24 protein-coding genes and 2 pseudogenes are annotated in these 25,656 nt (G+C 57.3%); 10 read left to right on the top strand and 16 right to left on the bottom strand.

The window, feature by feature from the left end:
• Window positions 1–193: 193 nt before the first annotated feature.
• The 12 genes and pseudogenes from ACPYOP_RS20395 to ACPYOP_RS20340 form a co-directional block, all read right to left on the bottom strand.
• Window positions 194–1,954, bottom strand: coding sequence for an ABC transporter permease subunit (locus tag ACPYOP_RS20395; protein WP_481412155.1), 1,761 nt, complete (start codon window positions 1,952–1,954; stop codon window positions 194–196).
• A gap of 40 nt (window positions 1,955–1,994) precedes the next feature.
• On the bottom strand, window positions 1,995–3,326 hold the full coding sequence (locus ACPYOP_RS20390; protein WP_481412154.1) for an LLM class flavin-dependent oxidoreductase: 1,332 nt from the start codon (window positions 3,324–3,326) through the stop codon (window positions 1,995–1,997).
• Window positions 3,327–3,398: 72 nt separating this feature from the next.
• Complete coding sequence (locus tag ACPYOP_RS20385) at window positions 3,399–4,469, bottom strand: ABC transporter substrate-binding protein (protein ID WP_481412153.1); 1,071 nt, start codon at window positions 4,467–4,469, stop codon at window positions 3,399–3,401.
• Window positions 4,470–4,535: 66 nt separating this feature from the next.
• On the bottom strand, window positions 4,536–5,567 hold the full coding sequence (locus ACPYOP_RS20380) for an ABC transporter ATP-binding protein (protein ID WP_481412152.1): 1,032 nt from the start codon (window positions 5,565–5,567) through the stop codon (window positions 4,536–4,538).
• 291 nt (window positions 5,568–5,858) lie between these two features.
• Complete coding sequence (locus tag ACPYOP_RS20375) at window positions 5,859–6,533, bottom strand: DUF1028 domain-containing protein (protein WP_481412151.1); 675 nt, start codon at window positions 6,531–6,533, stop codon at window positions 5,859–5,861.
• Between the two features lie 157 nt (window positions 6,534–6,690).
• Window positions 6,691–7,233 carry a flavin reductase family protein gene (locus ACPYOP_RS20370; RefSeq protein ID WP_481412150.1) on the bottom strand — a complete coding sequence of 181 codons (543 nt, stop codon included), beginning with the start codon at window positions 7,231–7,233 and terminating at the stop codon, window positions 6,691–6,693.
• A 232-nt stretch (window positions 7,234–7,465) separates the two neighbouring features.
• Window positions 7,466–8,623: an acetylornithine deacetylase gene (gene argE, locus ACPYOP_RS20365; RefSeq protein WP_481412149.1), complete on the bottom strand. Its 1,158-nt coding sequence runs from the start codon at window positions 8,621–8,623 to the stop codon at window positions 7,466–7,468.
• Window positions 8,624–8,723: 100 nt separating this feature from the next.
• A complete protein-coding gene (locus ACPYOP_RS20360; protein WP_481412148.1) occupies window positions 8,724–9,674 on the bottom strand; it encodes a LysR family transcriptional regulator in 951 nt (316 codons plus the stop codon).
• Window positions 9,675–9,867: 193 nt separating this feature from the next.
• On the bottom strand, window positions 9,868–11,214 hold the full coding sequence (locus ACPYOP_RS20355) for an LLM class flavin-dependent oxidoreductase (RefSeq protein ID WP_481412147.1): 1,347 nt from the start codon (window positions 11,212–11,214) through the stop codon (window positions 9,868–9,870).
• Between the two features lie 123 nt (window positions 11,215–11,337).
• Window positions 11,338–11,751 carry a RidA family protein gene (locus ACPYOP_RS20350; protein WP_481412146.1) on the bottom strand — a complete coding sequence of 138 codons (414 nt, stop codon included), beginning with the start codon at window positions 11,749–11,751 and terminating at the stop codon, window positions 11,338–11,340.
• 75 nt (window positions 11,752–11,826) lie between these two features.
• Window positions 11,827–13,092, bottom strand: coding sequence for a flavin-containing monooxygenase (locus ACPYOP_RS20345; protein WP_481412145.1), 1,266 nt, complete (start codon window positions 13,090–13,092; stop codon window positions 11,827–11,829).
• Window positions 13,093–13,573: 481 nt separating this feature from the next.
• Window positions 13,574–13,714 (bottom strand): annotated as a pseudogene (locus tag ACPYOP_RS20340) (antitoxin PaaA2 family protein); the annotation flags it as partial.
• 357 nt (window positions 13,715–14,071) lie between these two features.
• Here ACPYOP_RS20340 and ACPYOP_RS20335 point away from each other — a divergent pair.
• Window positions 14,072–14,344, top strand: a complete 273-nt coding sequence (locus ACPYOP_RS20335; protein ID WP_481412144.1) for a helix-turn-helix domain-containing protein — start codon at window positions 14,072–14,074, stop codon at window positions 14,342–14,344.
• The gene (locus ACPYOP_RS20330) at window positions 14,341–15,579 is read left to right on the top strand and encodes a HipA domain-containing protein (RefSeq protein WP_481412143.1); all 1,239 of its coding nucleotides are present in this window, start codon (window positions 14,341–14,343) and stop codon (window positions 15,577–15,579) included. Before ACPYOP_RS20335 ends, ACPYOP_RS20330 begins: the two co-directional genes overlap by 4 nt.
• A 101-nt stretch (window positions 15,580–15,680) precedes the next feature.
• Here ACPYOP_RS20330 and ACPYOP_RS20325 read toward each other — a convergent pair.
• The 4 genes and pseudogenes from ACPYOP_RS20325 to ACPYOP_RS20310 form a co-directional block, all read right to left on the bottom strand.
• A pseudogene (locus tag ACPYOP_RS20325) lies at window positions 15,681–16,136 on the bottom strand (GSU2403 family nucleotidyltransferase fold protein); the annotation flags it as partial.
• 561 nt (window positions 16,137–16,697) lie between these two features.
• A complete protein-coding gene (locus tag ACPYOP_RS20320; RefSeq protein ID WP_481412142.1) occupies window positions 16,698–17,375 on the bottom strand; it encodes a thermonuclease family protein in 678 nt (225 codons plus the stop codon).
• Between the two features lies 1 nt (window position 17,376).
• Entirely contained in the window at window positions 17,377–17,883 is a 507-nt protein-coding gene (locus ACPYOP_RS20315) for a thermonuclease family protein (RefSeq protein WP_481412141.1), read from the bottom strand.
• A complete protein-coding gene (locus tag ACPYOP_RS20310) occupies window positions 17,880–18,506 on the bottom strand; it encodes a hypothetical protein (RefSeq protein WP_481412140.1) in 627 nt (208 codons plus the stop codon). Before ACPYOP_RS20310 ends, ACPYOP_RS20315 begins: the two co-directional genes overlap by 4 nt.
• Window positions 18,507–18,670: 164 nt before the next feature.
• Here ACPYOP_RS20310 and ACPYOP_RS20305 point away from each other — a divergent pair, with 164 nt between their 5' ends.
• From ACPYOP_RS20305 to ACPYOP_RS20270, 8 genes are read left to right on the top strand one after another with little or no spacing between them, the layout of a single operon-like run.
• Window positions 18,671–19,528 carry a lytic transglycosylase domain-containing protein gene (locus tag ACPYOP_RS20305; protein WP_481412139.1) on the top strand — a complete coding sequence of 286 codons (858 nt, stop codon included), beginning with the start codon at window positions 18,671–18,673 and terminating at the stop codon, window positions 19,526–19,528.
• A 19-nt stretch (window positions 19,529–19,547) separates the two neighbouring features.
• Window positions 19,548–19,886, top strand: coding sequence for a TrbC/VirB2 family type IV secretion system protein (locus tag ACPYOP_RS20300; RefSeq protein WP_481412159.1), 339 nt, complete (start codon window positions 19,548–19,550; stop codon window positions 19,884–19,886).
• Between the two features lie 2 nt (window positions 19,887–19,888).
• Complete coding sequence (locus ACPYOP_RS20295) at window positions 19,889–20,188, top strand: VirB3 family type IV secretion system protein (protein WP_481412138.1); 300 nt, start codon at window positions 19,889–19,891, stop codon at window positions 20,186–20,188.
• A 2-nt stretch (window positions 20,189–20,190) separates the two neighbouring features.
• Entirely contained in the window at window positions 20,191–22,605 is a 2,415-nt protein-coding gene (locus ACPYOP_RS20290; protein WP_481412137.1) for a VirB4 family type IV secretion/conjugal transfer ATPase, read from the top strand.
• On the top strand, window positions 22,602–23,684 hold the full coding sequence (locus ACPYOP_RS20285; protein WP_481412136.1) for a lytic transglycosylase domain-containing protein: 1,083 nt from the start codon (window positions 22,602–22,604) through the stop codon (window positions 23,682–23,684). The genes ACPYOP_RS20290 and ACPYOP_RS20285 overlap by 4 nt, the downstream gene beginning before the upstream one ends.
• 10 nt (window positions 23,685–23,694) lie before the next feature.
• Window positions 23,695–24,396, top strand: coding sequence for a type IV secretion system protein (locus ACPYOP_RS20280; RefSeq protein ID WP_481412135.1), 702 nt, complete (start codon window positions 23,695–23,697; stop codon window positions 24,394–24,396).
• A gap of 2 nt (window positions 24,397–24,398) precedes the next feature.
• The gene (locus ACPYOP_RS20275) at window positions 24,399–24,614 is read left to right on the top strand and encodes a hypothetical protein (RefSeq protein WP_481412134.1); all 216 of its coding nucleotides are present in this window, start codon (window positions 24,399–24,401) and stop codon (window positions 24,612–24,614) included.
• 1 nt (window position 24,615) lies between these two features.
• Window positions 24,616–25,641 carry a TrbL/VirB6 family protein gene (locus ACPYOP_RS20270; RefSeq protein ID WP_481412133.1) on the top strand — a complete coding sequence of 342 codons (1,026 nt, stop codon included), beginning with the start codon at window positions 24,616–24,618 and terminating at the stop codon, window positions 25,639–25,641.
• Window positions 25,642–25,656: the final 15 nt, after the last annotated feature.

Raw genomic sequence — 25,656 nt, 5'->3', positions numbered from 1 at the left:
AAGCGCCGAACCCATCGCAAACCTCCTGTTTGCGCCATCGATTCAGATTCGTCGGCTTTTGGGAAGCCCGAGAGTCAGACTCAGTGACGATTGGTATTAGGCGCCTTGAAGAGATTTGAACACTCGGCCCCTTGTTCCATTTCAATCCCGAGCGAAAACACCTGATGACATATGCGCTCTCGTGTTCCTTTTATTATGCCGCTCTTCTACCTTGCAGGACCTCAACTAGTGCAAACAAGACGATTACGACAGCGAGAACAACGACCGATGCGGCAGCCAAAGTTGGGGTGACTTGTAGCAGAATCGCGTTCCACATCTGCAAAGGCAGCGTCATCTTGAGACCCCCGCCCAGGAACATTGCAACGGTCAGCTCCTGGAAAGACTGCAGGAAGCCGGTGATGAAGCCGACAGCAAGCCCACCCTTGATCAGCGGCAGGGTGACCCGCCGCAGAATCTGCAGACGGGAGGCGCCGAGCGTCGATGCCACCTGATCGAGACGCCAGTCGTGCGCCTTGAAGACTGCCAACAGCACCACGAAGACGATGGGCGCCGCGATGACCGAGTGACCGATCACGATCGATATGTCGGTTGCGATGAGATGAAGGTTGGCAAAAAGATAGAAGAGCGCAATGGCTATGACGATGGGAGGAACCACCATCGGCATCACGAACAGGATAAAGACCGCGCCACCCAGCTTACCTTTCGAACGGGCGACTGCAAACGCCGCGAGTGAGCAGAGGAATACCGTGATTGCCGCGGAAGCGAGACCGATGAGCGCCGACCGTACGGTTGCGGATACCCAGAGCGAGGACTCGCCGTAATCTGCGAACCACTTGCCACTGAACCCCTGCGGAGGGAAGCTCAGGAAGTTGCTTTCCGTGAACGCCATCGGAATGAAGGCGACGATCGGAAAGAGCAGCAGGCAGATCAGCAGCCAACAATAAGCCGATAGGAGCCGGCGTGCCGGCAGGCCGGGGAAAGTGCGATTGTAGCTCCTACCTATGGCGGCACATGCCCTGCCGATCCACCGCGCCGATGCAAGGCCGAGTATTCGCGTCCGCCGGCTCGATGCTGCCGGTGCGCTGTCGCCAGAAAGCGCGGAAAGGCCGAACAGCCTATCATAGACAAGGATCGCGAGCAGCGAGCCGACCACCAGCACGACCGCCAGAGCGCTGCCAAGTTGCCAGTTCTGCAGCCGATTGATCTGCTGGATGATCAACTGTGTGATCATCGTATCCTGCCGGCCGCCAACCAGGGCCGGCGTGATGAAAAAGCCCAGCGCTGATATGAAGGTCAAAAGGCCGGCTGTTGCCACGCCGCGCATGCTCAACGGCAGATAGATCTGCCAGAAGGCTTCGGGCGCACTGGCGCCAAGCGTCATTGCCGCCATGGTCAGCTTGCGATCGACCTTGTTCATGATCGGCAAAATTGTCACGACGGTCAACGGCACCATGGTGTGAACCATGGCGAATATCACCATGCCGCGGTTGAACAGCAGATCGACGCCGTCCGTATGGCCAAACAATGATGTCACTTGCGAGACGATTCCGGTTCGCCCCAGCAGTACCAGCCAGGAAAAATTGAGCACAAGCGGGCTCGTCCAGAACGGGATGAGGATGAACATCAAGGCAATGCGCTGGGCACGGGGCGCACGTCCTGCCAGCCAATAGGCAAGCGGATAGCCGAGCAGCAGACATAGCAGCGTCACCTCAAGCGCAACGGTGAATGTCGTCGACATCGCCCGGAAATAGACGCCAGTACCAAACAGCTTTTCGAACGCCGCAAAACTCAGATCACCGGATTTGTCGAATATGCTGACGGACAGCATCTGCAAGGCCGGCGCCAGAAAGAATATGAGAAGGAACAGGATCCCGGGAACGGCCAGCCAGAAAGGATCGACTTTTCGGCCCTTACGAACTGACTGCGCTGGAACCGGCAATACAATGTCTGTCATCTCGTTCACTCTCGATGCCCGTGGTGCCAATGGCGAAATCTCAGCCCGTGCTCGTTGTCGCACGGCTGTTCGGTGGATGTTTCAGGCCCAGATGGTCGCGGAGCGTACTGCCCTCGTAGTCCTTTCGGAACAGCCCGCGCCTCTGCAGCTCCGGCACGACACCGTCGACAAAATCACTGAGGTCGCTGGCGGTGCTGTTGAGCGTCAGCATGAAGCCATCGCAGGCCTGTGCTTCATGCCATTCCTGCATTAGGTCGGCGATGTCGGCCGGCGTGCCGCAAAAGGTGCGGGTGCCGCGATCGTAGGTCCGGTAGAGTTCGCGCAGCGTCGGTCGTTGCTCACGGATGATTGCGACCAGACGCTCGAAGAAAGCCTTGTGCAGGTTGCCTGTCGCCGGCAGGATTTCGAGGGGGATCGGCTCATCGAGCGGCAACTGGCTGAGATCGACTTCCAGGTGGAAGCCGAGCAGCGCCCGCCCGACATCGGGATGAACCAGCTCCTGAAGCAGGCGATACTTGGCTTCGGCTTCCGCCCGGGTCGCGCCCACGCAAACTCCCATGCCCGATAGGACTTTGAGCTCTTCCGGTTTCCTGCCGAAACGGGCCATCCGACCTTTCAGATCGGAATAGAAGGCCTTGGCCTCCCCGACGGTGTTGCCGATGCCGAAAACAATTTCCGCCGTCTCGGCAGCAAACTCCTTGCCGATTTCGGACGCCCCGGCCTGAATAACAATCGGGCGGCCCTGTGGAGATCGGTCAATATTCAGAGCGCCGGAAACTTTAAAATACGTCCCTGAGTGGTCGGTCGGATGAAATTTTTCCGGATCGAAATTGAGGGAATTTTCCTTATCGAAGACGAACGCGTCTTCTTCCCAGGTATCCCACAGCGAATTGACGACCTCCAGGCTCTCGCGTGCCTTCGCGTAGCGCTCATTGTGGGGCGGCAACTTGGCGTGGCCGAAATTGCGGGCGGCGAAGTCGTTTGCCGAAGTCACGACGTTCCAGGCGGCACGGCCGTGGGAGATGTGATCGAGCGACGCGAACTGGCGTGCGATGTTATAGGGCTCGAAAAAACTCGTGGAAACCGTGGCGCCAAGGCCGATGCGGCTTGTAGAACCGGCAACGGCCGCCAGAAGGGTGACCGGTTCAAGCTGGTTCATGAACATCGGAAACTTGCTCCAGACATTCATATTGACAGTACGCGCAGCCGGGGTATCGGCAACGAAGAACATGTCGAATTTTCCGCGCTCGGCCTCCTGGGCCAACGCACGATAATAGTCGATATCCGTCACCTCGCCACGCCGCGTCGAGGGGTGCATCCAGGCTGCAGGATGGGTTCCGGGACCTTCAATCAGGACGGCGAGCGCAATCATATTTTCACCTTGGGTCGTAACAGGATAAGCATGCGCGACGAGCCGCGCATGCCCGTGCTCTTGGCCTAGCGCCTACTGGAGCAGGAATTCCTGCATCCGCTGAGCAACCGCATCGTAGTTCTTGCCCCACCATGCACTGTTCATGGCAAAGAGGTTCTTGAAGTTCTCTGGCGCGGTTGGCAGCAATGCAGCACGGTCTTTCGGAATAAAGTTGAAGGCCTTGGTATTGGAAGGACCGTTCGTCGTGATCTGCGAGTAAACGGCCTGGTTTTCCGGCTGCAGGCAGAACTTGATGAACTTCTGTGCCAAGGCAAGCTTCGGAGTGCCGAGTGGAATGGACCACCCATCGACGCTGTAGCATCCTTCGAACAGAACCTTCAGTGGCGCTCCGCCGGCAATGGCGGCGTTTGCCCGCGCCGACCAGGTATCCGAAAGATCGACTTCGCCGCTCTGCAGGATCTGCGTGTTCTGAGCGCCACTCGACCACCAGACATCGACGTGCGGGCGGATCTTGTCGAGTACCTTAAACGCGCGATCGACGTCGATCGGATACATTTCGGAGGGCTTTACGCCGTCGGCGAGCAGCGCCATTTCAAGCAAGCCCCAGCCGTCCTTGTAAAGCCCCCGACGACCTGGAAACTTCTCGACGTCCCAGAAATCGACCCAGCTCGTCAGCGGCTTTCCGCCGAATTTGTCGGTGCGGTAGGCCATGACGATGGCGAATGCGGAAAAGCCGAGCCAAGTATCGGTCAGCATGCCTGGCAGGACATCGGCGCCTTCTTCCTTGGTAATGCCAAGGGGCGCGAGGTAATTCTTCTCCCCAGTCAGGCGTGCGGTCGCATCCGGCGTCACCATCGACACGTCCCAGATGTAAGACTTGGTATCGACGAGCAGCTTGAACTGCGAAACCGGATCCGGATCCTGCGCCACGCCGACGACTTTGATACCCGTCTGCTTTTCGAAGGGCTCATAGAAGGCCTTCTTGATGGCTTCGCCAGGCGCGCCCCCGACATCTGCGACGCTTATCTCGTCAGCGGCAAAGGCTCCCCTGGTATAGATCGCCGGTGCGGCAAGCATGGCTGCTGCTCCAGCCGCCGTCTTCAACATCGACCGCCTTGAGAGTTTGGAAGATAGAATCGACATGTTGCATTCCCCTTTTTTTAGTTGGTTGCTCGTTTCGGCTTTTCACGACCTGCGCGTCCGTTCGCTTCAGCTTTTAAGAAAGCGGGCGGCATCCGCATCCCAGGCAAGTCCGACGCGGGTGCCGAGCGCGATCGGCGGCAGGCCGGCGCTGCGTCGCATCGTCACGGTCACGCCGCTTGCCAGGCTAATCAGCAGCCGTGTTTCAGAACCGGCGTAGATCATTTCCGTCACGACCCCTGACAGATAGGCCTGTTCGCTGTCGACGATGACCATCTTTTCTGGCCGGATTGCCAGTGCGGCAGTGTCCCCTGCGGGACGGAGCGCGCCGGCCGGCAGGGGAACCATCCTGCCTTCTATTTCGATCTGCCTGTCCGTCACACGGCCGCGCAGGAGATTGGTGATGCCGATGAATTCCGCAGCAAATGCGCTTGCGGGCCGCTCATAGATATCTTCTGGTGAGCCGAGTTGCTCGATGTGGCCCGAATTCATCAGGCAGATACGATCCGACAATGCCAGCGCCTCGTCCTGATCATGGGTGACGAAGACGATCGTCGCCCCCGTCTCCCGGTGGATGCGCTTGATCTCTATCTGCATGCTTTCGCGCAGCTTGCGATCAAGCGCGGATAGCGATTCATCCATTAGGATGATGGAGGGGCTGTAGACGAGACAACGTGCCAACGCCACGCGCTGCTGCTGACCGCCCGAAAGCTCGCCGGGGAACCGCTTGCCATAAGCAGCAAGGCCCACCAACTCCAGCGTATCGGACGCCTTTCGCTCAGCTTCAGCCGCATTCAGACGTCGCATCTGTAGCGGAAACAAGACGTTTTCGCGCACGGTCAGATGCGGGAACAGCGCATAGTTCTGGAAGACCACGCCGATACCGCGCTTATTGGCAGGCGTCAGCGTATGATCCACACCATCGATGATAAGCCTGCCATTTGAAGGTTCCACCAGCCCACAGATAAGCTGCAGCAGCGTCGTCTTGCCGGAACCTGAAGGTCCGAGAAGTGTGAGCAGTTCGCCAGCGCGGATCTTCAATTCCGCTGGATGCAGTGCAATGCTGTTGCCATACGTCTTGTAGAGGCCCTGCGCATGCAATTTAACAACTTCGGACTGAGGCGGAAACTTATCCGAAGCAACAAACCTATCCGGCATATGTGTCATCGCCTACTTTCTGCAGCTCGTCTCATACGGCACCTGTAGAGACAGTAAGACTGCTGTATTGGTTTAGGTAAATTACTAAATTCGGGCCTAGTGAATAGAAGATGCCTAAGCATTGGTCGGCGGCCATTTAATGTGCGTTTCGCCTTTTAATGTGCCATATAGCAAACGTGATTGCCGCGCGCAGCACCAGCCTGCACCCTGAAGTCGTTACCGGGATCGCGCTTGCTATTCGTCCCCGGGGACGCCGTAGCTCGGTGCCAAACGCGGATAGATTGCTCGGTTGACGTAGTCTTCCAGCTGCGGCTTGTAGCGGTCCCAAAGCTGCGACAATTCCTCGATCGGGTCATTGTCAGTCCAGTCGATCCGAAGGTCTGCCACGGCCCAGGACATGTCACGGACGAGGTAGAGCCCAGCTGAATGCACCGGTCCTGACTCTCCCCCAGCCGCCATACCGGCTTTCATAGCGCCAATAAGCCGATCCCCGAGCGCCCCGCCGGAGGCTTCAAACGCCGCCAGCATGCGGACCGGAACTGCGTCGTTTTCGAGAAGATTGCCCGCGACAATCGCGTTGTCGCCCTGCGCAATCGCATGAATGCCCAGCGCTTTCTCGCCGGAAAACCCGGCTGTAAGACCGTTCCCATCAATGAGTGCCAGCTGTCGCCATGCCCCGAACGAGTAATCCTTCAGCAACTCCTGCAAGGCCTGTTCCGCGGAAAGACCGCTTGCCATTAAAGTGAGGCCGCGCTGTCCAAGCGCCGGATCGGTAATGTTCTGGCTTGCAACGACACCCACGCCAGCCTTGGCGTGCGCGCATCGGGCAGCCACGGCCAGCGACGATGAGGAAATCGCGATGCCGAACATGCCGGACTGCGGGCAGCGTGCGGAAATGGAGAATGTCATTGGATGACCTCATGGGCAGTGCGTGCGGCCGAAACACTTTCCGACAGGGCAGAATTCTCGTCGATCCGGATTCGGACAAACGCCATGAGGTCCGTATATGCTTGGCTGTCAAAGCGCCGGATTGGTGTGGGGAAAGACATCTGGATATCCTCGTTGCTCACGCTGTTGCAACGGCCGTTTCGGACAAACGCCCAAGCGTTCCGTAAGCGCGATTGGAATAGATCAGCGGTGATCCGGCTGCCTCTGTCTCGACGTGAAGTACCTCACCGATAAAGACGAAATGCGTTCCCACCTGCTGCTTGCTTTGCAGGCGACACTCGAAACGAGCCAGGGCTCCAACGATATGCGGCTGCCCATAGCGACCGCCGGACCATGTTGCGCACGAGAATTTGTCCCCGTCCGTGATTGCTGTCCGTCGGGCAAAGCCGTCGGAAATGGCCACCTGATCGTCTCTGAGCACATTAACGCAGAAATGACCATTCTCAATGATCGCCGGAGTAGCACTGACGTTGTGATGCATACAGACGAGAAGTGTGGGCCACTCGCCGTCGGCAGAAACCGATGACATGGCCGAAACGGTAGCGCCGAAGCGGCCAGCCGCGCCGTCCGTCGTCACGATGTTTACCGTGCAGGCGGCAAGTGACATGCCCTTCAGGAATTCTGCCCTGGTGTCCGGATCCGGCTGGCCTGTCACACTCATTTCCCGTCTCCAATCTGCTGGTTTACATAATTTTCCGCGCCGGCTTTCTTGCCGGATGCACTTCTCGCGGCGCCTAACTTTGCCGGTAGCAGGAGTATTGCGGCTCCTTGGCCTCATGGAAAATATTCGTTTCCAAGCTTTTGCTTAGGGGTTTCCGATCTATTTCGACATTCCGCGCCGTGATCGTCATCCGCTACGCAAACGCAGTCGGTTCTGCGATGCCAGTCCCCGCTCAGTTCGCGGGTCGTTCGAGATACGCTTGAAGCTTAACAAGCATCCGGTCGCACTCTCTTAGCTGACTGATCTCGATAAACTCATTAGATGTGTGGCCCTGTGCCATGGACCCGGGACCTAGCACGATCGTCGGCATTCCGAGCTTTGCGGCAAAAAGTCCTGCCTCCGTGCCGAACGAAACTTTCGCCGTGGCCTGTGTATCAATGAATTGGCGGGCAAGCATGACCGCAGAAGCATCCGGCGCGATGTCAAGGCCTGGATAAGCGTTGAGCACTTCGATGTCGATCCCCGCGCCTTTAGGCAACTCGCACGCACTTCGAGCGATCTGTTGGGCGTGGTATTCGAGGCGGGCAAGTATCTCCTCCGGATTGTCCATCGGAACGTTTCGAATTTCGAAGTCTACCGTGGCCAATTCCGGTACGATATTCAACGCGGTGCCGCCTGATATCTTGCCGGCATGCAGTGTCGTGTAGGGAATGTCGTATTCCCGGTCGAAATGGCCTGCGTTGGCCAGTTGCGCCTGCTCTGCACGGAGGCCGGCAACAAAATCGCACGCCAGATGGATCGCATTCAGATAATGCGGCGCCGACGCCGAATGACCGGCGATCCCTCTGCATGTCGCACGAGTGCTGACCTTTCCCTTATGGCCGCACATGATCTGCATGGAGGTAGGCTCCCCGACGATGCAGAGCTCCGCCGCCAAGCCGCGCTGGGCCAGAATATCCAACATCGGCCGAACACCGACGCAACCGATCTCCTCATCGTAGGAAAGCGCTATGTGCAGGGGCTTCTGCAGCTTCTTCTCGTCGATCCGTCCGGCAAGCGCGAGTACGCAGGCCACAAAACCTTTCATGTCAGTGGTACCGCGGCCAAAGACGCGATCGTCGACCTGCACAAAGGTGTATGGGTCTGTGTCCCACTCATCTGCCTTGGCCGGCACAACATCAACATGCGCAGAAAGCACGATACCCTTGGAGGACTCCGGTCCGATCGTCGCAAACAGGCTCGCCTTGGCGCCTGTCGCATCCTCGAACATCTCGCATGTAAAACCGCTGGCTGTGAGGTGATCTGCGACATAGGCCATGAGCGGCCGGTTGCTCAACGCGCTAACAGTTGGAAAAGCAACAAGCTTTGCCAGAAAATCAAGGGTGTCCATACAAGATCCATCTGCCCTAAAGCGGCGAGGATAGTCGTGCGCAAAGCGAGGCTAAAGTAGGATTTCATAAGACGCAGATTAGGTAAAAGCTTAGCACCGTTTACTTGGTGACTTTACGGCGCCCCATGACTGGCGCAACCATGCCCGGTATGTAAGTGTCGGAAACGAAAGACTGGCAGTGGCGCTCAAATGCTTCGAGCAGCCGCGATTTCTTGCTATGCCGCAAGGAAACGGCGCCGATCACCATTGGCTTCTGCTCGCCTGCCAGCGCTATACGAACCACTTTTCGACCGTCCATGGCGACGTCGGAACGCGGCCGAACATTGACGAGCGTGTAGCCGTAATTATTGGCCACCATCGTGCGGATGACTTCCTGATGCTGTGAGCGATCTGTTATGGTCGGCTTCAGGCCCATGTCTGCGAACAAATTCAGAAAATATTCTCGGCTTATCGGCAGGTCGAGGAGGATCATCGGTTCATCCACAAGCTCAGCCAGACTGATCGATGAATACCGGGCAAGAGGACTGCTCTCGGCGACCAGGACATGGGGCGGCAGGCTTGCAAGCGGCAGGAAATCGAATTGCTCCGGCACGATGAGGTTATATGTGAGCGCGATATCCAGTTCTGCTCGCTCGAGTTTCGTCAGAAGCGACTCGTGATCGCTGACTGTCTGAACAATCCTGGTCGCAGGGAAAGCCGTCGTGAAGGAATGGGATAGTTCAGGCATCACCATGGCGGCAAGCGTTACCAGGCATCCCAGCGACAGCTGTCCCCTCACCTTGTCGGTCGCCTCCGAAGCAATCGTGTACAAATGCTCCGCTTGCTGAACGAGGATTTTCGCCTCGATAAGAAGACTGCGGCCCGCGGGCGTCAATGAAAGACCTTTTGCATGATGGCGCACGAATAGTTGCGCATCGAGTTCCTGCTCGAGTTGCGTAATCGCCGTTGAAATAGAAGGCTGGGAAATATTCAGGCGCTCTGACGCAAGGGTAATGCTGCCTGTTTCGGCCGTAGCGATAAAATATTCGATCTGTCTCAGCGTATAACGCATCACTGGCCGATCTTTTGCAAGTTTGGGGTCTTCGTCATCCCCTTCACAAGCAACGGAAAATCACCGATGTCAAACATTTCCGCCGGGGATGGCGGCGTCCGATCGATGGCGATTGCGGCGCTCTCGGACCCAACCACTCTCGTTAGGCTGTGCTGGGATGTGGGACGTCGCTGCCCTCTCCGAGAACGGTCAATCAGGCTATAGTCGAGACCTTCTCCACGTACCGATTGACCGGACGATCGAGGCCAAGATTTTCGCGCAATGTGGCGCCCTCATATTCTGTCCTGAACAGCCCGCGGCGCTGCAGCTCAGGTATCACCTTTTCCGTCATGTCGGTGAGGCTCTGCGGAAGCACCGGGAATGCCGCCATGAAGCCATCACTGGCGCCGGCCTCCGCCCAATGTTCCAGCTGATCGGCCACCTGCTTGCCGGTACCATAGATGATTGCCTTGCTGCGATTATAACGCTTGCAAACCTGCCGCAGTGTCAGCCCTTCGCGGATCAATCCAACAATCTCATTGAAATATACCTGATGGAAATTGGAGGATTTGGGGACGCGATGTTCCGGGATTGGTTCATTCAGCGGCAGATCTGAAAGATCGGTTTCGAGATCCGTCTTCAGGTACATGAGATTGACCTCGATCGGCACCAACTCTTGCCATTCGGCCCATTTTTCGCGTGCTTCCGCCTCGCTGTCACCGACGATAATGGACACTCCCGAAAGCACCTTGAGGCTGTCGGGATCGCGGCCGAATTTCGCCATGCGGCCCTTTAGATCGTTATAAAACGCAATCGCCTCGTTGATATCGGAACCGGTCCCGAACACGACCTCCGCCGTCTCGGCGGCAAATTCCTTTCCGGTCTCGGAAGCACCAGCCTGGAAGATGACAGGCTTGCCCTGCGGCGTGCGCGCCATGTTCAAAGCGCCATGAACCCTGAAATATTCGCCCTGATGATCAAGAACATGCATCTTCTTTGGATCGAACATGCGCGCGTTTGCGCGGTCGAAGATAAAAGCATCATCTTCCCAAGTGTCCCACAGCGCCTGCACAACCTGGAAGAATTCGCGGGCCTTCTCATACCGCTTTGCATGGGGCGGCAACCGATCGAGCCCGAAATTTCGTGCAGCATAGTCGTTGGCGCTGGTCACCACATTCCAGGCGGCACGACCATGACTGATATGGTCCAGCGAGGCAAATAGCCGGGCGATGTTGTAGGGTTCGTAAAAGCTGGTCGATGCCGTTGCCCCCAGCCCAATATGCGACGTTGAGCCTGCGATCGCCGACAAAAGAGTGATCGGCTCCATCATGTTCATATAGAGCGGAGATTTGCTCCAGAAATCCAGATCTTCGGTTCTGGCTGCAGGCGTATCGGCCAGAAAGAAGAAATCCATCTTCCCTTGCTCCGCAGTACGCACGATGTTTCGGAAGTAATCGATGTCGGTCGCCGAATTGTCCTGCGCGCCATCTACCATCCAGGCGGCGGAATGGTAGCCATTCGCCTCGAAAAGTCCCCCCATTACGATCTTTTTCTTTTGCATGAACGTTCCCTGCTTGACCGGTTGACTGCCCCGCTGATCATCTCGAGATGGAGATTGGCACGAAAGTGCGGCTTGTAAATTCGGATTTATCGGCCTTGGGCATAAGGTCTGCCTAAGCAGCTCTTATGCCGGGATGACGGCGATGGCATCGACTTCCACCAGCCATTCCGGGCGGGCAAGAGCCGAAACGACGATGCCGGTCGACACCGGATACACGCCCTTCAGCCATTTTCCCACGACGCGGTATACGGCTTCACGATAGCGCGGATCGACGATATAAATGGTGATCTTGCAGACGTCATCCAGCGACGAGCCGGCCTCCTCCAAAAGCATCTTGATATTCACCATGGCCTGCTCGGTCTGGCCCGTCACATCGCCAATGGCGACGCTGGCGGAGGTATCGAGATCCTGGCCGATCTGGCCACGTACGAAGACCATCGTGCCCTTGGCAACCACCGTCTGGCACAGATCGTTGTCCAGTTGCTGCTCGGGATAGGTGTCCTTCGTGTTGAACTTGCGGATGCGTGTATGTGTCATGATGAACTCCTCAGAGTAGGAAATTATTTGGTTTCAGCCGCTCTGTTGTGGCTGGCAGTTACCAGCTATGGACCATCAGGCGCCGTTTCGGCTCGAGGGGCGGTATTCGTTGTACTTGCGTTGGGTTGAAATGCGGTCGGCTAGATGCTTGGCGTCGTGCCAGACGCCCCAGATAAAGCTGGATCCTCGGCGCGATTGCCACGGCAGGCCGAGGAAATAAATGCCGCGCTCCGCTGCAACACCGCGCTGATGCTTCGGGCGACCGCGTTCATCAAATGCGTCCACCTTGAGCCAGCTGTAGTCTGAAGTGAACCCAGTCGCCCAAATTATGGTGCGGATGCCGGCCTGTGCTAGGTTGAGGCTGAGGATGGGATTGGCAACGCAATCTGGCTCGGGTTCGACCTTGCGGGCGTCCGGATCTTCCGGCAAGTCGATGCCGTTTCTCTTCGCATAGGCGTCAGCCTCATCGAGGAGAGCCATGTAGTTGGCATCGCCGCGCGCCAGGTTTTGCTTCAGGTCTTCCGAGAACGTCAATGCCGCCCCGTCGAAGGCGGCCGTGCGGCCGAGCAAAATCATTCCCCGCCGAGCTAGGCGACGGAAATCGATGGTATAGCCACCATGCGCACCACTGACAGCAATCGTCACATGCTCCGTTCCCGGGCCTGGCGTTTCCGCGTCCCACTTGCCGAGAACGCCAAGCCACCAGCAGAAATCGCGGCCGCGATAGGCGCGCGGCGGGCGATCATGGGGGCCAACGGAAAGATAGACGCTTCGGCCAGAAGAAAGCAGTTCCTCGGCGATCTGCGTTCCGGACGAGCCGGCGCCGATCACCAGCACGGCGCCTTCCGGGAGCTGGTCCGGATTGCGGTATTTGCTGGAATGCATCTGGACGATATCCGGCGCGTTCGCAACGAGGTCCGGAATGATCGGAACCTGAAAGGCGCCGGTTGCGGCCACGACGTTTTGGGCCTCGAGGATACCTTCGGTGGTTTCCACACGAAACCCGGAACGGCCGACGTGTCTTTCAACGCGATTCACCTCGACACCGCAGCGGATAGGGGCATCGATCTGTTTTGCATAGGCTTCGAAGTAATCCGCAACAGCATCCTTTGTCGGGAAGCCGTCAGGATCAAGATCGGGGAATTCCATGCCGGGAAAGCGGTCGTGCCATGCCGGCCCGTTGGCAACCAGGGAGTCCCACCTCTCCGAACGCCACCGCTCGGCGATGCGGCTACGTTCGAGAACGACGTGGTTGATACCGGCTTTGCTCAGATGCTCGCTCATCGCAACTCCGGCCTGTCCGGCGCCAACAACGAGAGTATCCACGATTTCAACTGGCATCACTACGTCCTTCGCTCAAAACCTTGCTCGGGTTATGATCTCAGCTGTAGTGCACCCATCCGATCCGGAAAATTACGTTTTCATTTTGCACTGATTAGTCTGACGCTAAGCATGTACTGACCCATCAATCTCAAGCTCTATTGTGGTGAATTGCAACTTCCTTCCCATCGGCCTCCAGATCGATGCTTCCGCCGGATGACCATGGGTTACAATCTAAACCGACCTAAACCGACATAACTGCGATAGGCATACCGCGAGACAATTCTAAACATATACATGGGGACAAGAAGAGTTATATGACGCATGATTGATTGACGGATTATAGAAGCAAAGAGGAAAGCACAGACGCAACTGCGCCAAAAGCAACAGGGGGCGCGAGCGCCAGACGAGCGCAAGCTGTTGAAACTCGAACAAAATGTGACGTATCGCAAAATGGTAAAGGAATGAAATTTGTTCGCGACCACGTCAGCTCACAATTTGCGGCCACTGCTTTGAGCCGTGCTGTCGCTCGGCGCTCTGCGAAGTGTGCCTCGACTTCGTCATCCGAAATGTCGGGCCGAGTGTCGTTCAGCGCTTCCAGCACCTTCGTGCGAAACCAAGCGTCGTGAACTTCACTGCCCGAGAACCAACAATGCTCTGACGCCCGCAAAACTTGTCTGTCTCGGCGCGACATGTAAATCTGCTCTTGGGGAATATGGCTGACTGAGTTGCCGGATAACGGCGGAGCCGACGTTTGAGGGGGGACCGTAATGATCGAGCATCTCAGAGTGTGGGCGTCCCCTCACTTTTAAACTCAAATGCAAACATGGGTCAAAGCGTTGTCAGCTCAGCAGACCCTTTTTGCCTTTCGGCTGCAAAAGATAAGGCTTTCCGATCGGGATGATTTCCTCCGGTCTTCGCCGTTACTTCCCGATCGGTAAGGAACGTATTGTATTTCAACGAATCTTCCTGTACGGTAAGCCGTTATGGGAGATGCTCGATGTTCAGGTCAGCACGCGATTTCGGCGTTGCCGTTCGGGAAAAACGCAAGGGCCTCGGTTGGACGCAGACCGAGCTTGCCGCCCGCTCCGGGACGGGCGAACGCTTCATCGTCGAGTTGGAGTCCGGCAAGCCGAGTTGCCAACTTGAGAAGGCACTGATCGTAGCGCGCACCGTCGGCATCGAGATCGGCGATCTCAGGACGATTCAGGGAAACCCAACTTCATCCGACGATGACCTCGGCTTTCTGCCGACCTTCGGTGACGGTCGATGACAACCATCTTCTACGAAACCTTCCCCGTTGCCCATCTGACCTTCGAAGGCGAGTGGCGGCTGGACTATGATCCAACCTGGGAAGCGCGCCGCTCGGCCTTCCCAGTGTCACTGACCATGCCGTTGCGCTCAGGGCCTGTTGGTGCCGACAGGCTGCTGCCATGGCTCGCCAACCTGCTTCCAGAAACGCATCTCGCAGAGATCGGCCAACGGCTGAAGGTCTCTCCGCAGGACATCGTAGGCCTGCTTGGCCACATCGGCCGCGATACGGCCGGGGCGCTGTCGATCGGGAAGCCGCGAAGGGCGGGCGTCAACTTCCAGCCCATTCCCGACGAGGAGTCGCTGGAGCACATCCTCAACGAGCTTCCGGCCAAACCCTTTCTGGTCGGAGAGCGCGGCGTCTCCATGTCGCTTGCGGGTGTGCAGGAGAAATTGCCAGTTCTCGTCAATGAAGACGGCAGGATTTCCATCCCGATCGACGGAACGCCGTCGACCCATATCATCAAGCCAGATACGCGTCGACTCGCGGGAAGCGTCGAAAACGAAGCCTTTTGCCTCGCTCTGGCGCAGGCCTGCGGATTGAAAGCTGCTGAAGTCACCGTCGGCATCGCCGGCAAACGACGTTATCTGCTGGTGAAGCGCTACGACCGCTTCACCGACTCTCGAGGAGATATACGCAGACTACATCAAGAAGATCTCTGTCAGCTAACGGGTCGTTTCCCGTCGCAGAAATACGAACGATCATCGACGGGGCGCGGCGTGAACCTAACGATGATGTTCGACGCCATTAGCGATCTCGTTTCGCCTGCGGAGCGGCTGAAGCTTCTGGACGCAGTGGTCTTTAACGTGCTGATCTGCAACTCCGACTCCCACGCCAAAAACTACTCGATCCTGATTGGTGCCGGTGGATCAGCAACGATAGCGCCTCTTTACGACTTGGTGTGCGCGGCCGTGTATCACCAGGTGGATCAGAGCCTGCCGCAGGCTATTGGCGGGCGTTTCATTGCGCCCGACTTGCGGCGAGCGGATTGGCAAACACTCGCTGAGAAGGTCGGATTGAGTGCCGCATCGACCGTCCGACGAGTGGAGGAACTTGCTAAGCTTGTCAGCGCTACCTGCGATGACGTCGCACTGCAAATCGCTGCGATGGCTGGCGATCCGACGGGTGTTCTTGAACGCATTACCCGCAACGTTCAAAAGCGATGCAAGCGGATACAGGCACAAAGCCGCGGTTAACGATGGAAGCCGAAACCAAAGGAATAAAGCGGTACGAACATTCTTTTTGCTCTTGAGCGGATATGAACTCTCGGCACGATATCTGTCTTCGCCGCGTCGAATCAAATCAACTGTTGGGGCTTCGAAGCGGAAGACAGCCTATCCCCAAACGGAAGTTCAATTTCTTCGCGATTTCTTTTTGCGCCTTCGATCAGGACCGTGTGGAGGCGTTCGGCATCCTGTGCCGGCAGCATTCCCGCCCCGGTTCGAATACCTTCTTGCCACGCAGGCCCGCGCTCCCATGCTTCATTGTAGACGAGCGCCAAATCGGCAGATCTCCTTGTCTGCTCCAGGGCTTCAAAGAGCAGCGCAGCTTGACGAAGGTCCTTCTCTCGCTTCGCCGGCCCTTGCCCGTCGGTGTTTCGGCGGCTGGCGACGATGAGCTTGTGGACGGCATACCGGGAGGCATCAGGGACGACGACTGGGACACCGCTTCGGTGGAGCATCATAGCCCTGACGGGTTCCCTTATGAGGACGCCGAGAAAGCGCAGTGGATCCGCGCTGGCGCCGCCAAGGGCCGCGCGGATTGGCCTGCCTATTTCCTCAGATCAAAGAAGTGTCGACTCGTGGCATTTGTTTCGTTGTCTCTGATGTCGAAATAGTAGGGCTTGTCACGAAGAGGCCTCTTCATGAACTCCGTGTAGGAACAGGAGTGACCGTCCGAATAGACACGTCGGACGCCGTTACCCCTTTCTAGCAACGCCCTTCCACGGGCGTGGCTCTCTCGACCACATCCGCCGACGGTACGTCTACATTGGGACAACTGACCTCGACCGGTCCCGCTTCCAGTATCTTCACCCTTTGCCGGGCTCCAGCCCGCAGGACAATCGGCATACTGCTCAAATCCGGGTTTCCCGGCTCCGCCTTCCGGACATGTCGGCCAGGAAAACCCAGGCTTCTTCATCACGCTGATCAGCTTTTCCATCGGTGGCCGACAACTCGCAATAGACTGCCAGGAGGGACCCGAGGATGCCGCGCAGAGAAGCACCTCGCAACCCCATTCGCTGGCACCGGCATCCTCGCAAGCAAATGAAATGATGCTTGCACAGCAGGCGGAGAAAAATACAAGCGATCTCATTTCAGTCCCTCGGAGTTCTGCCGGCTAACGCATCAGCGAATTGCGGCGCAATCTTCGCTTTTCTCCCTTTCAGCAAATTGATGTCGGCAACAGGACGACGATCAAGCGTTCGGTCGATCGCCCTGGCACGCCATTCATCCATGTCGAGAACAAATGTTCCCCACATCCCATAGCGTGCCGCAATCGCATAGCGCTGCGCACCAGCGTAACCTGCACGACCAGCATTACCGATGACCACTCGGGCCAATCCGACGCGCAGCAATTCGAAAGCCAGATCTCGGTTGCTCGCCCGGCATGTCCCGGCGAGAGCGCCGTCGGCGGCCCAAACTGTAATATCACACGAGACGCTTTTGGATCCGATCGCGCGCTTCAGCCATGCTTTGGCTATGGCCCCACAGGGCACAGGGATGAGTGCCGGACCAACGACATTCGTCATCTTCTTTGGATCGAAAGCCCATTGAGGTAATTCGCACGTATCAATGCCAGCCAGTCTTACGGCGCGGCCTTGTGTCGGAAACCAAAGGGTTCTCCCATCAAACACCGTTGCCCGTCCTTCCATCGTCCATCGGTGAACTTCTCCACCCGGACCAGTCACGGGGGAGCCCTGAACAAGATCTGCTGCAATCGCAAGAACAGGGCTCAGGAAAATCGCCGACGCAAGAATGAGCTTCACATCCATGTCATCGACCCTCACGCTGCCGGGCAGCACGGCTCAAAAGCAGGGCCGGATGCGCAACATCGGAGAATTGCCAAAGACCTGCCTTTCGCGCTCTCGCCTGCTGTTTCGCAACGTCATCGGAAATATGGATTGGCAGGCCATTTACGGTGAGGGCCGCGAAGGCATAGCCTTCAAAGATGAGCACAATCGCTAAATCAAGCCGCTCGCCGTCGACGCTCCCGCAGGAAAGGAGGAAGTGTGTATCATCAGCAATGGTGACCGGGATACATTGAGGCCGAATGTCCTTGATGAACGCTGCAAGAACGGCGACGGAAGCATCCCCACAATCCCGCCTTTGACCACTCCGATCGGTGAAAAAGGTGCCACGTGAGCAGGATTGCATTCCATAAAGGCGATAGAGTTCGCCGTGCCCAAGCCAGCTATCACCCGTTACCAACACAACCGTCGTCGTAAGCCGCGCGTCGTCCGCCAAGATCGCAATCGGGATTAGGAAAAGATGCCACCTCAATTCGCGTCCTCCCGAACTTTTGGATCGGCCCACATACCAAGCCCCCGTCGCCCGATCCTTTCAGCGTCGACGAGATCGGCCCGAAGCGGGCTACCGTCCGATTTGCGCGAAAGTCTCAGCGCACCGATCGAAACCAGTTGCTCCTCGATATTGTCCACGGTGTCGAGCGTGCCAGGATAGGCATAGTAGCCGAAACAGGTCGCATCCTGCATTTTTGACTTCTCTTCTGTCAGGAAGGCGCGACAGAAAACGACCTTGGCAGCCCTCAGCTTGATGGAAAGCTGCTCCTTTGCGTAGTCGTCGCAGGATCCCGCGAAGCCTTCCTTCTGGTTGACCATCTCGCCGCGACACGGTTCAAGCCCGTAAAGGTGCAAAGATACTTTCTCGTCGATCCGAAAGTCAGTCGGCGAAATCGCCCTGAAGCCCTCACTTGAGGCGAAGCCCTTCCGGCCGGAGACCGTCGTGTCGCCACCATAATATTCGATCACCAGCACGGTCTTTCCGGGTGCTGCGAGCGAGCGGATGTAATCTCGGTTCACCGAGCCGGCCGCCTGTGCCGAAGTACCGATAAGCGCCGCGCAAACCAACCCGCTTACCAATTCTCGAAGATACGTCATATCCATTTTTGATATCTCTCGCGATTTGGAGAAAGATAGAAATTTCCTCTTTTATATTCGAAATCTTTGATGTAAGCATTACCTAAATTAGTAATTCAACGCAATCGGAATCGACACTCAAATCCCTCTCGGCGATCATTCCATGGTCAGGAAACGTGGTGGTCTATCCTATGCAAGGCAGATTCAAATACATCGGTATCGTAGTGTGGATAGTGGGCCTGGCGAACAGATCAGTCGCCGCCGATGATCTGCATCTATTTGATAAAAATAGACTTTTATCCGAGATCGATATTGTGGACCTGGTACCATCCAACCCCATGCCTGCGCCGGCAGCCGGCGCAGGCCGGGTATTTTACCTTGATCCGATAGGCACTGTGTCATCCGCGCCCGACCAAGGTGCTGAGAACAAATTTAGGTATCTTTCCGATGACGAACCCGTCATGCGCTCGGCGGTTCACAGCCAGCCGACAAGGAACACTGGAGATAATAAAATTAGGCATCTCTCCTCCGCAGATCCTTGCCCCACATCGTCCCTTTCGCCAAAACAGATTGTCGCTCTTGTCGAGGCCGCGGCACGGAAACACGACGTCAAGCCGGACTTCGCATCAGCGATTGCCTGGGCCGAAAGCCGGTTCGACCGTATCCGCAACAGCCCGAGAGGCGGGCGTGGCCCGATGCAACTGATGCCGGGCACGGCAGGAGATCTCGGCGTTGGTGATGTTTGCGATCCTGCTGCCAACATTGACGGCGGCATCCGGTATCTGCGCTCTCTTTTGGACGAGTTTCAGAATCCACTGCTGGCTGCCGCCGCCTACAACGCCGGACCTAAGGCCGTGCGTGATCATGACGGAATTCCCCCCTACGCCGAGACAATCAATTATCTCGCGGAAATCCTGAACTTTCAGCTCGTGCTCCGGTCCCGTGAAGCCGAAGAAGCTGCAAGCAAAGCGACAAGGCGTCCCCTGGACAACGGCGTCATCGGCGCCGTGTCCGGCGGCCGCTTCGTCGATGGCGTCATGAAATTCTGACATGGAAGAGGACAAAGACATGAGGAAACTATCTCATTCATTCTCTGGTCACCGACACCGTGCCGTCGTTGCGGGAGTGACCATCGCCGTCTCGCAGTTGGCTTTCGTCGACATCGCCGCTGCCCAGCAACTCGGACAAGCCTTTGCGCCGCTTCAAGCGATTTTCCAGGCCGTTGTGGACTTCATCACCGGCCCCTTCGGTCGGCTCTGCGCAATCATCGCGGTGATGTCCATGGGCTTCCTTGCCTGGGTCGGCAGGCTCAGCTGGTTTTTGGCCGGAGGTGTTGCCATGGGTATCGGGCTTGTCTTCGGCGGACCATCCATTGTCGACGCCCTGATCGCAATCGTGGGCTCTTGATCATGAACAGCAACGATCTCGAAAAGCCTGCTCTCACGCCCTTGGTCATCGGCCTCACCCGCTCACCGACGCTATGGGGAGTGCCGTACCTCGCCGGCGTGATCATTGTGGGATTGACCATCATCGCCTGGCTCGCCTCCAATACGATCTGGGCCTTTCTAACTGCACCGGTCACTTACCTGACACTGTTCACACTTTGCACCTGGGATGCCCGGATCCTCGACGTCCTTCAGGTCGCAACACGGCGCACAGGCCGGACACCGAACAAGATGTTCTGGGGTGCCAATTCCTACGGGCCGTGACAATGCTGAACATCATTCGCGATGAATTAGGCTTTGGCACGGTTGGTCAAAGGGAGCGGCCGATGGCAGGCCACATTCCCTATCTGCGTCACGTCGCCGATTCAGTCCTTCGATTGGAAAGCGGCGCGCTGATGACTGTCATCCGGCTGGATGGTCTCTTCTTCCAGACGGAGGATCAGGCCGAACTCAACATGCGTTCGGTGGTCCAAAACACAATGATCCGTGCGCTCGGATCAAGCCGGTTTTCATTGTGGTCCACCGTCATCCGGCGGCAGATCGGCACAGTCATCGACGGCGAATTCGAAGACCGCTTCTGCGATGTCCTCGACCGGCGTTACATGGCGGCGCTCAGGCAGAAGCGGATGTTCACCAACGAGATCTATCTAACTGTCCTGCGCTCCAGCATGCGCGGCGCACTCTCTGCCGGCGATAGCATCCAGCGTTTTCTCGACAAAGCTGCGGGGCGTGCTGCCGAAGCGGAGCAACTCCGTGAGGCGATAAGCGAGCTCGAGGAACTCGCCGATAATATCGTCCGTGACCTTGCCAAATACGGCGCCCGCACACTCGGGATCACATACAGGGAGGGCGAACCTTATTCGGAACCCTGCCAGTTCCTGAACATGATTCTGACTTGTGGCGTCCCGCGCAATATGCGCCTGCCACGAATGGGGATCGCCAACTATGTCGGAACGTCACGGCTGCACTTTTCCCGGCGAACATTACAAGCGCAAGGTGCGGTGCGGGAAGACAACCGCTTCGGCGCCATGCTTTCGATCAAGGAATACCCGCCGTTCACAGGTCCAGGGATGCTGGACGGGCTGTTGCAGGTCAATCACGAATTCATTCTCACGCAGTCGTTTACGGTCGCAGACAAGCCTATCGCCCAGGAACGGATCACGCGACTAAAGCGCCAGATCGCTGCCTCCGACGAAGCCGGCAGCGACGTGGAAAATGATATCGACTTCGCGCTGAACAGTCTCCTCAATCAGGAAGCCGTTTTCGGCTTCCATCACCTGTCTCTGCTTTGCCTCTCGCGTGATCTCAACGACCTCAACAAAGCCGTCTCGGACCTTGGCGCCTGCCTCACCGACATGAACATCAACTGGCTGCGCGAGGACCTCAACATGGAGGCGGCGTTCTGGGCGCAATTGCCGGGCAATCATTCTTACATCGCCCGTAGGGCGATGCTCTCGAGCGGCAATTTTTCCGGCCTTTCATCAATGCACAATTTCGCGTCCGGCCAGAGGGAAGACCTGCATTGGGGACGTCCCATCACCATTCTGGAGACGACCAGCCAGACGCCCTACTGGTTCAATTTCCACCAGCGCGATATCGGCCATTTTCTCGTGACCGGGCCAACCGGATCGGGCAAGACTGTCGCGCTCACTTTCCTGCTTGCTCAGGCTTTCCGTGTCCGCCCAAATCCCCGCGCCGTCTTCTTCGACAAGGACAGGGGCGCAGAGATCTTTATCCGCGCGATGAACGGCGCCTATGAGGTTCTCACTCCGGGCACGCGGGCTGGGTTCAACCCGCTGCAGCTCGACAATACCGGCGAGAACCGCGATTTCCTCCTAAGGCTGCTCAAGACCATGCTGCGCCGGGGAGACGGAGACAGCTTTGCCCAAGAAGAGGAAGACGTTCTCGAGCGCGCCATTGCCAGATTGATGCATGAGCCGGCAGCCGAGCGCAATCTCGCCAATCTCGCGGACCTACTGACTGGCCGTTCACGCGCCGATCCCAACGACCTTCATGCCCGGCTCAGGCCCTGGATCGAGGGCGAGAAGGCCTGGCTCTTCAACGCGCCGCATGACGTATTGTCCTTTTCCGGTCGCGACGCCTTCGGTTTCGACATGACCAGCATCCTCGACAATGATGACGTCCGCACGCCAGCGCTTATGTATATTTATCATCGCCTCAACGAGCTCTTCGACGGCACGCCAGTCATGATCTTCATGGATGAGGGCTGGCGGCTCTTGCGGGATCCGATCTTCAGCGACTTCATCGTCGACAAGATGAAAACGATCCGCAAGCTGAACGGTATCGTCGGCTTCGGTACGCAATCGGCAGCCGATATCGTGCGCTCGCCCGCCGCGCACACGCTCATCGAGCAATCCGCCACCAACATCCATTTTCCCAATCCGCGCGCCGACGAGGAAAGTTATGTCCATCGCTTCGGACTGACGGCAAAGGAGTTCCATTTCATCCGCAATACGCCACCGGAGAAGCGCGCTTTCCTGATCAAACATGGAAATGACAGTGTAATTGCCCGGCTTGATCTCGGATCGATGCCGGATCTCATCAAGGTGCTTTCTGGCCGAAAGGAAACGATCGAAGAATGCACGCGTCTGCGCGACGCCCATGGCGATGATCCCATTGGATGGCTCACGAAATTCTGCAGGTGGGAGGACGACCCATGAGGTCGGCAACGCTTCCGACAATCCTACTGTCGACGATCTTCACTTCTGCGGCATGGGCCGATGTGCCTGTTGCCGACGATACGAGCCTCGATGAGCGCCGGAATCGCGACGCGTCGACGACTGGCATCGAGGATACCGATCATAAGCGCAACACGATCCACACATCAGTCACCTGCTCGATGTACCGCCCCGGACGCCGGAGCGATCCTGTCGGATCGGCAGAGGCCAATCCGGAGATCTCCGGTCTCGTGCGGCGTGTGGCCCGCGAGGAAGGTGTCGATGAGAACCAGTTCCTCGCCCTGATCTATCAAGAGAGCCGTTTCAACCCTTGCGCCAAATCCGGCGCCGGCGCCACTGGCCTTGCCCAATTGATGCCCGGCACTGCGACCGAGCTCGGCGTCGACGAGAACAATATAGAGCAGAACCTACGTGGTGGTGCCCGCTACTACAAACAACAGCTGGAGCGCTACGGCGGCAATATCTCGCTGGCGCTTGCGGCCTATAATTCGGGGCCGGGCAATGTGAACAAATATGCCGGCGTCCCGCCATTCAAGGAAACGCAAGCTTATGTCGCCTCGATAACACAGCAGTGGTTTCCTGCCTTCGGTGGTTCGGACAAAGCGGGAATACCCCTCAATTTCGGGGGTGGGCAAACGGCCTACACTGGAATGCGCTCGTCTACCATGAATGCCATGGGAACGACGATGGCGACCGCTGGCAGTTTGTCCAACGTTGCAAGCTGGTACCAGCAGGTCGGGCAGCTACAAACGGGCACTATACAAGACAGCTGGGATCACAATTCCACTGTGCGCAACGCCAATCTTGAGATGATGAACAACGTCATCAAGCTCGGCGCTGCGATGGCGGATCTGATCAATTCCCGCAACGCAGTCTCATCTGCCAATCTCTCCGGCTCTTCTCGAGGTTCTGATCAAGATCCGGGAAAAGTGGGGACACGAAACGTCACCCGCATCTGTGACCCACACCAGAACCTGATCTGGGACGACATCGAACAGATCTGCGTCGAGAGGCGGGAAAGCGAGAACCAGGTTCAGCTGATGCTGCAACCTCAATCATAGGAGAAAAGGCATGAAAACGATCGTTTGCAGTAGCCTGACTTTGCTTGCCTTGCCTGTCGCGGCTCTCGCCGATGTGCCGGTGATCGACCGAACCAACTACGAGGTCGCCAAAAAAACCGCGGAAACAACGAACAGAATTCTCGACACCAACAAGAATATCCTGAGCACGGTCGAAGACACCTTGAAGGCCGTCACCGGAGATCGCGGCAGCATAGCAGACCCGCTGAAGAATCTTGCCGTTGGCAACGGCTTCACTGTCTCTGCAGTCCCTTCCTTCGACAGCATACTGAAAGATGGTGTGCCGAATTTCGGCAGCATGAGCGGCGACGTCAGCCGCACCGCGACGGCCTTCATCAACGGACTACAGCTTGTAAAATCGCTCTCCGGTAGGAAGGACAGTAGCTTCTCGGGCGACAAGTCCTATGAGCAACTTGTCAACACGGTGCTCGGCGTTTCTGCACTGATCAACGGGTCGCAACAGGCGATTAAGGGCCGACGCAGCGCCTTCGAACAGGCGGGAAGTCGGATCGGAACCGCCGAAGATATCAAGGGTTCGATCGATCAGAATACGCAGCTTCAGGTGCAATCGGGACTGACGCTCAATGAGATGATCGGTGTCATGAACGGAGCCGTCACCTCGTTGCAGGCAGAAAATCAGCGTCGCCTTACCGATATTTCCAATACTAAAAAAATGCTCACCTACGGGAAATGATGATGCTGCGCGCCCCTGATCAGATCGTGCTTGCAACGCTTTGCCTGACTTTGACCGCTTGCGGGACCGTCAAGGAAAAGACAGCGCCCTGCAAGCGGCCGGCCAACGTCGCATCCTTCACTGAGGACCCACGGCGCGAATGCGGCCCGATGCGCGCCGTCAACAATCCGAAACACGCGTTTGCCGCGATCGGTGTTCTTGAGGAGACTCAGGAGTAACATGCAGGATTTCCTCGGCGACCTCCTCAACCGCATTGAAAATTCCGGCGCTAGCTTTTCTGAGCAGGCCTACACGATCGTCGGCAACGAGATCGCGTTGCTTTTGCGATTGATGCTCATTGCATACGTCGCCTGGTACGGCCTGCAGCTCGTCATGGGGATGGCGCGGCTTAGCGTCGGGGAGATCGTCTTCCGTATCGTTCGCATGGTGATGATCATCGTGCTCGTCGGCTCCTGGGGCAACTTCAACAATTTCGTCTATCGCTGGATTAACGACACGCCGGAAGATGTTGGTCGCGCGATTCTCGCTGCCTCTGGCACCGGCATCACCGAGCCGACCAACGGCATGTCGATGATCTGGCAGACTGCCAATCAGGCAGCAGCCACCTTTGCCGAACAGTCCGGTTATTTTGCCGTTCTCCCCAGCATGATCGGTTTCCTGATCATGCTCGCGACTGGAATATTCATCGCCGTCGCTCTTGCCATCCTGATCCTCGCCAAAGTGATGCTTTGGGTGCTGATCGGGACCGCACCGATCTTTCTTTCCTGCATGCTGTTCGAGAAAACCCGCAATTACGGTATCGGCTGGTTCAATCAAGTTCTGACCTACGCGTTGATCCCGCTTTATATCTATGTGATCGCGGCCTTTTTGATCGCCGCCATGAACCCCGAACTGACAAAGATCGATGCGGCAAGTGGTTCAAGAACGCTGACACTTGCCGACGTCGCCGGCTTCGTCCTGCTTTGCGCTGCCGGCGCTTTCGTCATGCTCTACATCCAGTCGCTTGGCCACGGCATTACGTCCGGCATTGCGGCAGGGGTAGGCAATGCCGCGAACGGGATCGCGCACCGATTTGGAGTGCGATATCCACTGGCGGTAGCTCGCGGCAGCAATGCTGCCGGGCGCGGAGCTTATCGTGCAGGCCGCAATTTGCGAGATCGACACCGGCGCAACGAGGATAGTGACGCCCCCAGTACGAAATCAGCCATGCAAGCCAAAATCGCCCGTCAGGGCACACCGCGCTGAAACTCCGTTCTGAAG

This window comes from Rhizobium sp. KNZ2-6A (assembly GCF_056755475.1).
The sequence above is the reverse complement of the archived record's forward strand: the minus strand, read 5'-3'. Positions and strand labels throughout refer to the sequence as shown.